This window comes from Ideonella sp., assembly GCF_035254525.1.
Lineage (GTDB): Bacteria > Pseudomonadota > Gammaproteobacteria > Burkholderiales > Burkholderiaceae_C > Ideonella.
This window is the reverse complement of record NZ_DATFAN010000209.1, coordinates 98,245-109,524: the sequence shown is the minus strand read 5'-3', so window position 1 is coordinate 109,524 and position 11,280 is coordinate 98,245. Positions and strand designations below refer to the sequence as shown.

Below are 11,280 nucleotides of genomic sequence, written 5' to 3'. Positions count from 1 at the left end.
CGGCGTCGTCAGCTACCTGGCCGACAACGCGCTGACCTACGCGGGCGGCACGGCGATGCGCGTGCCGGTGGTGACGTCCGAGTACAAGATCAACTACCTCAAGCCGGCGACCGGCGAGCGGCTCGTCGCGCGTGCCAAGGCGATCGGCATCGGCAAGACGCAGGCCGTGTGCCGCTGCGAGGTCTACGCGGTGCGCGGCCACGAAGAGACGCTGTGCGCGCTGGCCCAGGGAACGATCACGAAGATGGGCGAAGCCCCGCCGGGCTGATTTCACCGATGAACGTCGACCTCGATACCTTGCGCCGCTTCTTCGCCGCGGCACCGTTCATGGTCGACCTCGGGGTCGAGCCGGTGGCGGTGGGCGAGGGCACGGTCAGCACGATCCTGCCGCTGGCGCCGCGCCACCTGCAGCACACCGGCCAGGCGCATGCCGGGGTGATGGCCTCGCTGGCCGACCACACGATGGGCGCGGCGGCGCAGACCCTGGCCGCCGAGGGCTGTGTGGTGCTGACCGCCGAGCTCAAGACCAGCCTGCTGCGCGCCGGCCGGGGCGAGCGCCTCGAATGTGAAGCGCGCGTGCTCAAGCCCGGCCGCATGCTGAGCTTCACCGAGGCCGAGGTCTATGCCGTGAACGGCGGGCAGCGCACGCTGGTGATGAAGGCCTCGGCCACGATGGCCGTGACCCCGACGAACCGATAGGACTTGCGAGCCATGCTCAGACCGACGATCGATTTCCTGCTGCACGACTGGCTGCGCGTCGACGCGTTGCTGGATCGCCCCCGCTTCGCCGACCACGCGCGCGAGACCTTCGCGCAGGTCATGGACACCTGCGAACGCATCGCGCGCGAGAAGTACGCGCCGTTCAACCGACTGGTCGATACCGAGGAGCCGCACGTCGTGTCAGGTTCGGATGGCGACAAAGTCATCCTGCCGCAGGCCACGCACGACGCGTGGAAGGCGTATGGCGAGTCCGGCATGCTCAGCGCCGCGCAGGACTACGACATCGGCGGCATGCAGCTGCCCTACACCGTGGAGTCGGCGGCCAACGCCTTCTTCGCCAAGGCTTCGGTCAGCATCGGCAGCGGCCTGCTGACGGTGGGCAATGCGAACCTGCTGATGGCGCACGGCACCGAAGCGCAGAAGCGCATCTTCGCCCTCAACGAATTCAGCGGCCGCTGGTCGGGCACGATGTGCCTGTCCGAGCCACAGGCCGGCTCCAGCCTGTCGGACGTGGCTACCCGCGCCGTGCCCGACGGCGACGCCTTCGAGACCGACCCGCTGGGCCCGCGCTATCGCCTGACCGGCAACAAGATGTGGATCTCGGCCGGCGAGCACGAGCTGACCGAGAACATCATCCACCTGGTGCTGGCCAAGATCCCCGGGCCGGATGGCAAGTTGATCCCGGGCACCAAGGGCATCTCGCTGTTCATCGTGCCGAAGAAGCTGGTCGACACCGAGGGCCGGCTCACCGGTGAACGCAACGATGTCGCGCTTGCCGGCCTGAACCACAAGTGCGGCTGGCGCGGCACGACCAACACCTTGCTGAACTTCGGCGAGGGCCGCTTCAAGCCGGGCGGCCGGGCCGGCGCGGTCGGCTACCTCGTCGGCCGGCCCGGCGAGGGCCTGCGCTGCATGTTCCACATGATGAACGAGGCGCGCATCGGCGTGGGCATGGCGGCCACGATGCTGGGCTATGCCGGCTACGAGGCTTCGCTGGCCTACGCGCGCCAGCGCCCGCAGGGTCGCCCGATCGCCGAGGGCGGCAAGGACGCGACCCGCCCGCAGGTGCCGATCATCGAGCACGCCGACGTCAGGCGCATGCTGCTGGCGCAGAAGGCCTACAGCGAAGGTGCACTGGCGCTGGCGCTGTACTGCGCGCGGCTGGTCGACGAGCAGCACGCCGGCACGCCCGAGGCGTCGGCTGAAGCCGCGTTGCTGCTCGAGGTGCTGACGCCGATCGCCAAGAGCTTCCCGAGCCAGTGGTGCCTGGAGGCCAACAGCCTGGCGATCCAGGTGCATGGTGGTTACGGCTACACGCGCGACTTCCCGGTCGAGCAGTACTGGCGCGACAACCGGCTCAACATGATTCACGAGGGCACGCACGGCATCCAGGCGCTAGACCTGCTGGGCCGCAAGGTCGTGATGCAGGGCGGCGCCGGCCTGAAGCTGCTGGCCACGCGCATCAACGAGACGATCGCCCGCGCCGGCCACGCCGACGGCCTGGCCGAACACGCGAACCAGCTCGGCGCGGCCGTGCAGCGCCTGGGCGCGGCCACCAAGGCCGCCTGGGCCACCGGCGTGCCGGAAGAGGCGCTGGCCAACGCCACGCCCTATCTGCAGGCCTTCGGCCACGTGGTGATCGCCTGGATCTGGCTCGACGTGGCGCTGGCCGCGCGCGAGGCGGCGACGGCGCGCCGCGAAGGCGAGGCAGTTGAAGCGCGCCGTGAGGGCGCGCGGGCAGCGTGCCGCTACTTCTTCGCCTACGAACTGCCGCTGGTCGACGCCTGGCTCGGCGTCGTGAGCACCCGCGAGGCTGTTTGCCGCGAGATGCACGACGACTGGTTCTGACCCCGCAACGAATTCACCCGAGGACACCCGACATGAGCACCCCGATCCAACAACTGATGAGCCTGGAGGGCCAGACGGCCCTGGTCACCGGCGGCTCGCGCGGCCTGGGTCTGCAGATCGCCGAGAGCCTGGGCGAGGCCGGCGCGAAGATCCTGCTGAGCTCGCGCAAGGCGGCCGACCTGGAAGAAGCGGCCGCCCACCTGCAGGCCAAGGGCATCGACACGCGCTGGATCGCGGCGGACGCCAGCCAGCCCGACGATGCCCGGCGCGTGGTGAGCGAGACGATGGAGCGCATGGGCCGCATCGACATCCTCGTCAACAACGCCGGCGCCACGTGGGGCGCGCCGGCCGAGAGCCACCCGCTCGAGGCCTGGGACAAGGTGATGAACCTGAACATCCGCAGCCTGTTCGTCTTCAGCCAGGCGGTGGCCAACGCGAGCATGATCCCGCGCCGTCGCGGCCGCATCATCAACGTCGCGTCCATCGCCGGCCTGGGTGGCAACCCGCCGGCCATGCAGACGATCGCCTACAACACCAGCAAGGGCGCGGTGGTGAACTTCACCCGCGCGCTGGCCGGCGAGTGGGGCCGCTACGGCATCACCGTCAATGCGCTTGCGCCCGGTTTCTTCCCGAGCAAGATGACCAAGGGCCTGCTGGAGAAGATGGGCGCCGAGGCCATGGCCGCGCACGCGCCGCTGAACCGCCTGGGCGACGACGACGACCTGAAGGGTGCGGCGCTGCTGTTCGCGTCGGCGGCCGGCAAGCACATCACCGGCCAGATCCTGGCGGTGGATGGCGGCGTCTCGGCGCTGACCGGAGGCTGAGCGCTTGAGTCGCACAAAGATCCCATTCCCGGTCAAGGTGCCCTTCGTCGAGCGCCTGGGGCTGGAGCTGCACGCCTGTGCCGGCGGCGCCAGCGAGCTGCGCGTCGACCTGACCGATTCGCACATGAACTCGTGGGAGGTCGCCCACGGCGGTGTGCTGATGACCATGCTCGACGTCGCGATGGCGATGGCCGCACGCAGCCAGCACCTCGACGGCCCCGGCGTCGCCACGATCGAGATGAAGACCAGCTTCATGCGCCCGGCCGAAGGCGAGCTGCGCGCCGTCGGCAAGCTGCTGCAGCGCACCACCACGCTGGCCTTCTGCGAAGCCTCGGTGCTCGATGGCGAGGGGCACCTGTGCGCCCACGCCACCGGCACCTTCAAGTACGTGCGGGCCCTGCCCGCGAAGAACCGCGAGATCAAGCCGCTGCAGCGCGGCGACGACGCGAATCCCTGAAAGGACCCACCCCATGACCACGATGAACCACCAGATCCTGCTTGCCTCGCGCCCCGAGGGCGAAGCCAGCGTCGACAACTTCCGCCTCGTCGAGACGCCCGTGCCCGCGCTGCAGGACGGCCAGGTCCTGGTGCGCAACCACTACCTGAGCCTGGACCCCTACATGCGCGGCCGCATGAACGAATCCAAGAGCTACGCGCAGCCGCAGCCGCTCAACGAGGTGATGATCGGCGGCACCGCAGGCGAGGTGGTCGAGTCGCGCAACCCGAACTTCAAGGCCGGCGACAAGGTCGTCGGCATGGGCGGCTGGCAGGAGTACCAGCTCGTCGACGCCACCCAGCGCGGCGTGCTGCAGAAGGTCGACACCACCCACATCCCGCTGTCGGCCTACCTCGGCGCGGTCGGCATGCCGGGCGTCACCGCCTGGTACGGCCTGGTCAAGATCATCAATCCGAAGGCCGGCGAGACGGTGGTCGTCAGCGCGGCCAGCGGTGCGGTCGGCGGTGCGGTGGGCCAGCTCGCCAAGGCGCGCGGCTGCCGCGTGGTCGGCATCGCCGGCGGGCCGCAGAAGTGTGCGCAGGTCGTGAGCGAACTGGGCTTCGACGCCTGCATCGACTACAAGGCCCACCCGGACGTGAAGTCGCTGTCCAAGGCGCTGAAGGAGGCCTGCCCGAACGGCATCGACGGCTACTTCGAGAACGTCGGCGGCATGATCCTCGATGCGGTGATGCTGCGCGCGAACGCCTTCAGCCGCATCGCGCTGTGCGGCATGATCGCCGGCTACAACGGCGAGCCGATCCCGATGGCGCTGCCGCAACTGCTGCTGACCAACCGCATGAAGCTCGAAGGCTTCATCGTCAGCGAGCACATGGAGGTGTGGCCCGAGGCGCTGAAGGAGCTGGGCACGCTCGTCGCCACCGGCAGGTTCAAGTACCGCGAGACGGTGGCGCAAGGGCTGGCCAGCGCGCCCGAGGCCTTCCTCGGGCTGCTCAAGGGCAAGAACTTCGGCAAGCAACTCGTGAAGCTGGTCTGAGCCGTGGCCCCGATCCACTGGCAGTGGACGCGCTTCGAAGGCCTGACGCTTCAGGCTCTCTACGACGTGCTGGCCCTGCGGCAGAAGGTCTTCGTGCTGGAGCAGGGCCCGTACCTCGACGCGGACGGGCTCGACCAGCACAGCTGGCACCTTCTGGGCCGTGACGACAGCGGCGAACTGCTGCTGTACCTGCGCGTCGTCGACCCCGGCCTCAAGTACGACGAACCCTCGATCGGCCGTGTGGTCATTGACAAGTCGCTGCGCGGCACCGGCCTGGGCCGCGTGATGATGGCCGAGGCGATGAGACGCTGCAGCGAGGCCTGGCCGGGCCGCGGCAACCGCATCAGCGCGCAGGCTCATCTGGGCAGGTTCTACGGCGAGTTCGGCTTCGTGCCAGTCGGCGAGGCCTACCTCGAAGACAACATCCCGCACCAGGAGATGTGGAGGCAGCCATGAACACACCCACCGCCACGCACGAGGTGACGAACCAGGCCGCGCCGCTGGCCGGCGCGAACCTGTTCGACGGCCACCGCGCCCTGCGCGAGGCGCTCGCTTTCCACGCGCCGGGGTTGGACCTGGCCGACCTGCGCGCGCTCGGGGCGGCGGTCGGCAGCGCCGGCATGCAGGCGCATGCGCGGCTGGCGAACCTGCACCAGCCCGTGCTGCACACGCACGACCGCCAGGGCCGGCGCGTCGACGAGGTCGAGTTCCACCCCAGCTACCACGCGCTGATGGCCAGCGTGGTCGGCCACGGCCTGCACGGCACGCCGTGGGCCGAAGGGCCGGGCGGCCACCTGCGCCGCGCGGCCGGCTTCATGCTCTTCACTGAGGCAGAGCCGTCGGTGATGTGCCCGGTGTCGATGAGCTACGCCGTCACGCCGGCGCTGAAGGCCAACGCCGCGTTGCACGCCGACTGGTCGGCCCGTGTCACCGCGCCCGTCTATGACGCGCGGCCCTTGCCGATGGCCGCCAAGAACGGCGTCACGCTCGGCATGGGCATGACCGAGAAGCAGGGCGGCTCGGACGTTCGCTCCAACACGACGCGGGCCGAGCGCGACGGCGCAGACGCCTGGGGCGAGCGCTACCGCATCACGGGCCACAAATGGTTCTTCTCGGCGCCGCAGAGCGACGCCCACCTGGTGCTGGCGCAGACGGCCGGTGGCCTGAGCTGCTTCCTCGTCCCCCGTTGGCTGCCGGATTGGCTGGGCGAGGGCGCGCGCAACCGCGTCGAGATCCAGCGCCTGAAGGACAAGCTGGGCAACCACGCCAACGCCAGTTCCGAGGTCGAGTTCCGCGAGGCGCTCGGCTGGCGCGTCGGCGACGAAGGCCGCGGCGTGCCGCAGATCCTGGCGATGGGTGCGCTGACGCGGCTCGACTGCGCGCTCGGCACCGCCGGCCTGATGCGCCAGGCGCTGTCGCTCGCGATCCACCACACCGGCCAGCGCGAAGCCTTCGGCAAGCCTCTGGCCCACCACCCGCTGATGAAGAACGTGCTGGCCGACCTCGCGCTCGAGAGCGAGGCCGCGACCGCGCTCGCGCTGCGCGTCGCGCGCACGGTGGACCGCACCGAGCACGGCCAGGACCCGAGCGGCCACGAGGCCCTCATGCGCCGCGTGCTGACGCCGGTGGCCAAGTTCTGGGTCTGCAAGCGCGGCAGCCATTTCGCGCAGGAGGCAATGGAGTGCCTGGGCGGTAATGGCTACGTCGAAGAGCAGGGCGAGGGCGTGATGGCCCGCATCTACCGCGAGATGCCGTTGAACTCGATCTGGGAAGGGGCGGGCAACATCATGGCGATCGACCTGCTGCGCGCGCTGCGCGGCGGGCCGGTGGCCGATGCGCTCGCGGCCGAGCTGGCACCGGCGCGCGGCGCGCACGCCGCCTTCGACCGCCTGGCCGACGGGCTGCCAGCGCGGCTGGACGGCCTGACCGAAGAGATCGAGGCCCGCGCGCTCTCGCGCGACGTGGCGCTCGCGGTGCAGGCCGCGCTGCTGCGCCAGCACGCGCCGGATTTCGTTTTCGAGGCCTTCTGCGATTCGCGCCTGGCGCGCGGCGAATCCCTCGGCGCCTTCGGCAGCCTGGGTCGCGCCGCGCCCTTCGATGCGCTGATCGCCCGCGCGAACCCGATTCAGTAACGCCTTTCTCCAAGCACATTCGAGGACCACCCATGGGCTACTTCACCAACCGCACCGCGGTCATCACCGGCGCCGGCTCGGGCTTCGGCCTCGAGGCCTCGCGCATCGCCGCCCGCGAGGGCATGAACGTCGTGATGGCCGACGTGATGCCCGAGCCGCTTGCCAAGGCCGCCGCCGAGATCGAAGCCCTGGGCGCCAAGGTGCTGCCCTTCCAGCTCGATGTGTCGAGCGCCGAGCAGGTGCAGGCCCTGGCCGACGCGACCATGCAGCGCTTCGGCGCGCCGCACTTCGTGTTCAACAACGCGGGCGTGTCGGTCGGCGGCCTGATCTGGGAACACTCGGTGAAGGACTGGGACTGGATCGTGGGCGTCAACCTGATGGGCGTGGCCCACGGCGTGCGTGCCTTCACGCCGCTGATGCTGGCGGCGGCCCAGGCCGACCCGGCCTACCGAGGCCACATCGTCAACACCGCGTCGATGGCCGGCCTGGTCAACATGCCGAACCAGGGCGCCTACAACATCACCAAGCATGCGGTGGTGTCGCTGAGCGAAACCCTCTACCAGGACCTGGCGCTGGTCACGGGGCAGGTGCACGCGCACGTGCTGTGCCCGTACTTCGTGCCCACGGGCATCGCCCACAGCGACCGCGCGCGCCCGGCCGGCATGCGCGAGGCCGGCCCCGCCATGACGCCCAGCCAGAAGGCGGCGCAGCTCCTCGGCGAGAAGGCCGTGGCCAGCGGCAAGGTGAGCGCGGCCGAGGTCGCGCAGTTCGTGTTCGAGGCGATGGCCTCGAAGCGCTTCTACGTCTTCAGCCACCCGAACGAGCGCGCGCTGGCGCCGGTGGCGGTGCGGCTCGAGGACATCATGAAGATGCGCAACCCTACCGACCCCTTCGCCCACCGGCCGGAGCTGGGCGATCAGCTGCGCGCGGTGCTGCGGGGAAGCTAGAAACCGCTGCAGCGCTGGCACGCTGGCGCGGCGCGGCGTAGGATTTCGCCAGCGGCGCCGCCGGCGAATCGAGCCAGCGCCGGCGACGTCCATGGCCACAGACCTTGGCTCGAGAAACCAGGAGCCTGCCATGGATCATGTGATCGACCGGTCGCACGGCGACTTCGAGCATCCCGCGATACGGCGCGTCAGGGCGCTCCAGCCCTTGGCCTGGCTGCGGCTGGGCTACAGCGACCTGGCCAAGTCGGGTGTTCACAGCTTCGCGCACGGTGCCGGCGTCGCGGTGCTGGGCGTGCTGTTGTTGATGCTCGTCTGGCGCGCGCCCTACATGGTGCCGGCCTACCTCGGCGGCTTTCTGCTGGTGGCGCCGTTCGCCGCGATCGGCCTGTACGCGATCTCGCGTCAGCTTGACCAAGGTCAAGCGATCGACCCTCGCGCCGCGCTGCGCGCATGGCGCGACAACGCCGGCTCGGTGGCCTTGTTCGGCCTGATGCTGGCGGTGGCGCTGATCTTCTGGGAGCGCGCGGCCGCGGTGTTGTTCGCGCTGCTGTACAGCGGCAGCGCGCCGGATGCGTCGCGCCTGCTCGAAGACCTGCTGTTCAGCGGCCGCCAGAGCGCGCTGCTGCTGGCCTTCTTCGGCGCCGGGGCGGTGCTGGCGACGGTCGTGTTCACGCTCAGTGTGGTCACGGTGCCGATGCTGCTCGACAGGCCGGTCGACGTGATCACCGCGGCGCTGACCAGCCTGCGTTGCTGCGCGCGCAACCCGGCCGCGATGGCGGTCTGGGCGGTGCTGATCGCGGGCCTGACGATCCTCGGCTTCGCGACGGCCATGCTCGGCCTGGTGGTCGTCTTCCCGCTGCTCGGCCACGCGAGCTGGCGGGCCTATCGCGACATGGTCGATTGAGCCGCCATTAGCACACTTCTTCCGAGACCGGTTCTGGCACACTCCCGCGCTTTCTCGCACTGCCTGAACCGGTTTTGGAAAAGATCCTGTTGCAAATTGCCGCCGAGCTGAAGGTTCGGCCGGCGCAAGTGAACGCGGCCGTTGCGCTGCTCGATGGCGGCGCCACGGTGCCCTTCATCGCCCGCTACCGCAAGGAAGCTACCGACGGGCTGGACGACATTCAGCTGCGCGAGCTGGAGTCGCGCCTGGGCTACCTGCGCGAGCTGGAAGAGCGCCGCGCCGCGGTGCTCAAGAGCATCGACGAGCAGGGCAAGCTGACGCCCGAGCTGCAGGCCGCGATCGAGGCCGCGCCGACCAAGCAGGAGCTGGAAGACCTCTACCTGCCCTACAAGCCCAAGCGCCGCACCAAGGGCATGATCGCCCGCGAAGCGGGGCTGGAGCCGCTGGCTGACAAGCTGTTCGCCGACCCCTCGCTGGATCCGGCCGCCGAGGCCGCCGCCTTCATCAACGCCGACGCCGGCTTTGCCGACGCCTACGCGGTGCTCGACGGCGTGCGCGACCTGCTCTCCGAGCGCTGGGCGGAAGACGCCGCGCTCGTCGGCAAGCTGCGCGAGTGGCTGTGGGAGGAAGGCCTGTTCCAGTCCAAGCTGATGGACGGCAAGGACGTGAACAACGCCGACGTAGCCAAGTTCCGCGACTACTTCGAGTACGACGAGCCGATCCGCACCGTGCCGTCGCACCGCGCGCTGGCGGTGTTCCGCGGCCGCACGCAGGAGATCCTCGACGCCAAGCTGGTGCTCGACGAAGAGATCGTGCCCGGCCAGCCGACGCTGGCCGAGGGTCGCATCGCCCACCACCTCGGCTGGCGCCATGCCAAGCGCCCGGGCGACGAGCTGATCCGCAAGACGGTGGCCTGGACCTGGAAGGTCAAGCTCTCGATGAGCCTGGAGCGTGATCTGTTCGGCCGCCTGCGCGAAGAGGCCGAGAAGGTCGCGATCAAGGTCTTCAGCGAGAACCTGCGCGATCTTCTGCTCGCCGCCCCCGCCGGCAAGCGGGTCGTGATGGGGCTGGACCCGGGCATCCGCACGGGCGTGAAGGTGGCCGTGGTCAGCGACACCGGCAAGGTGCTGGACACGAACACCGTGTATCCGCACGAGCCGCGCAAGGACTGGGAGGGCTCGATCCACACGCTCGGCCGGCTGTGCGCGACCCACGGCGTGAACCTGATTGCGATCGGCAACGGCACCGCCAGCCGCGAGACCGACAAGCTCGCCGGCGACCTGATCAAGCGTATCCAGCAGCTCGCGCCGGGCACCCACATCGAAAAGGTGGTGGTGAGCGAAGCGGGCGCGTCGGTCTACTCGGCCTCCGAATTCGCCTCCAAGGAGTTGCCGGATCTGGACGTGTCGCTGCGCGGCGCCGTCTCCATCGCCCGCCGCCTGCAGGACCCGCTGGCCGAGCTGGTCAAGATCGACCCCAAGAGCATCGGCGTCGGCCAGTACCAGCACGACGTGAACCAGAGCGAGCTGGCGCGCACGCTCGATGCGGTGGTCGAAGACTGCGTGAACTCGGTCGGCGTCGACCTGAACACGGCCTCTGCGCCGCTGCTGGCGCGCGTGTCGGGCCTGTCGAACGCGGTGGCGAACAGCATCGTGCGCTGGCGCGACGCCAACGGGGCCTTCCGCACCCGGCAGCAGCTGCTGGACGTGGCCGGCCTGGGCGCCAAGACCTTCGAGCTGTCGGCCGGCTTCCTGCGCATCCGCGGCGGCGACAACCCGCTGGACCTGACGGGCGTGCACCCGGAGACCTACCCGGTCGTGCAGCGCATGCTCGACAAGCTGCAGCGCCCGGTGGCCGAGGTGATGGGCAAGAGCGACGTGATCCGCGCGCTGAAGCCCGAGGCCTTCGCCGACGAGAAGTTCGGCGCGATCACGGTCAAGGACATCCTCGCCGAGCTGGAGAAACCCGGCCGCGACCCGCGCCCGGACTTCAAGGTGGCGCGCTTCAACGACGGCGTCGAGGACATCAAGGACCTGCAGCCGGGCATGGTGCTCGAAGGCACGGTCAGCAACGTCGCGCAATTCGGCGCCTTCGTCGACCTGGGCGTGCACCAGGACGGCCTGGTTCACGTGAGCCAGCTGTCGAACAAGTTCGTCAACGACGCCCGCGAGGTCGTCAAGACCGGCGACATCGTCAAGATCAAGGTGCTCGAGGTCGACCTGGCCCGCAAGCGCATCTCGTTGACGATGAAACTCGATTCCGCGCCGCCGCAGAAGGGGCAGGGCCAGCGCGGCGACAACAGCTTCCGCCCGGCCGCGCGCGGCGAACGGGCCGGCGGTGGCGGCCGCTCGGGCGCCGCGGCCCCCGCCGAAAGCGCGATGGCTGCGGCATTTGCCAAGCTTCAGCGCCGTTGAG

Annotated in this window: 11 protein-coding genes; all 11 read left to right on the top strand. The window is 69.8% G+C overall.

Annotated elements, in window-relative coordinates:
• Positions 1–268, top strand: a 268-nt coding sequence (locus VJ693_RS23715) for a PaaI family thioesterase (RefSeq protein ID WP_324158344.1), incomplete at its 5' end; no start/stop codon positions are given.
• Positions 269–276: 8 nt separating this feature from the next.
• Positions 277–699: a PaaI family thioesterase gene (locus tag VJ693_RS23710; RefSeq protein ID WP_324158342.1), complete on the top strand. Its 423-nt coding sequence runs from the start codon at positions 277–279 to the stop codon at positions 697–699.
• Between the two features lie 12 nt (positions 700–711).
• The gene (locus VJ693_RS23705; protein WP_324158340.1) at positions 712–2,568 is read left to right on the top strand and encodes an acyl-CoA dehydrogenase; all 1,857 of its coding nucleotides are present in this window, start codon (positions 712–714) and stop codon (positions 2,566–2,568) included.
• A 32-nt stretch (positions 2,569–2,600) separates the two neighbouring features.
• On the top strand, positions 2,601–3,392 hold the full coding sequence (locus VJ693_RS23700; RefSeq protein WP_324158339.1) for an SDR family oxidoreductase: 792 nt from the start codon (positions 2,601–2,603) through the stop codon (positions 3,390–3,392).
• A gap of 4 nt (positions 3,393–3,396) precedes the next feature.
• Positions 3,397–3,849, top strand: a complete 453-nt coding sequence (locus VJ693_RS23695; RefSeq protein ID WP_324158338.1) for a PaaI family thioesterase — start codon at positions 3,397–3,399, stop codon at positions 3,847–3,849.
• A gap of 13 nt (positions 3,850–3,862) precedes the next feature.
• Positions 3,863–4,882: an NADP-dependent oxidoreductase gene (locus VJ693_RS23690; RefSeq protein ID WP_324158337.1), complete on the top strand. Its 1,020-nt coding sequence runs from the start codon at positions 3,863–3,865 to the stop codon at positions 4,880–4,882.
• A 3-nt stretch (positions 4,883–4,885) separates the two neighbouring features.
• The gene (locus VJ693_RS23685) at positions 4,886–5,338 is read left to right on the top strand and encodes a GNAT family N-acetyltransferase (protein ID WP_324158336.1); all 453 of its coding nucleotides are present in this window, start codon (positions 4,886–4,888) and stop codon (positions 5,336–5,338) included.
• Positions 5,335–7,014 (top strand): acyl-CoA dehydrogenase family protein, encoded by a 1,680-nt coding sequence (locus tag VJ693_RS23680; protein WP_324158335.1) that lies wholly within the window; start codon positions 5,335–5,337, stop codon positions 7,012–7,014. The genes VJ693_RS23685 and VJ693_RS23680 overlap by 4 nt, the downstream gene beginning before the upstream one ends.
• A gap of 32 nt (positions 7,015–7,046) precedes the next feature.
• Positions 7,047–7,961, top strand: a complete 915-nt coding sequence (locus VJ693_RS23675; RefSeq protein WP_324158334.1) for an SDR family oxidoreductase — start codon at positions 7,047–7,049, stop codon at positions 7,959–7,961.
• 130 nt (positions 7,962–8,091) lie between these two features.
• Entirely contained in the window at positions 8,092–8,865 is a 774-nt protein-coding gene (locus tag VJ693_RS23670; RefSeq protein WP_324158333.1) for a DUF2189 domain-containing protein, read from the top strand.
• Positions 8,866–8,939: 74 nt separating this feature from the next.
• Positions 8,940–11,279, top strand: a complete 2,340-nt coding sequence (locus VJ693_RS23665) for a Tex family protein (RefSeq protein ID WP_324158332.1) — start codon at positions 8,940–8,942, stop codon at positions 11,277–11,279.
• The last annotated feature ends 1 nt before the right edge of the window (position 11,280 follow it).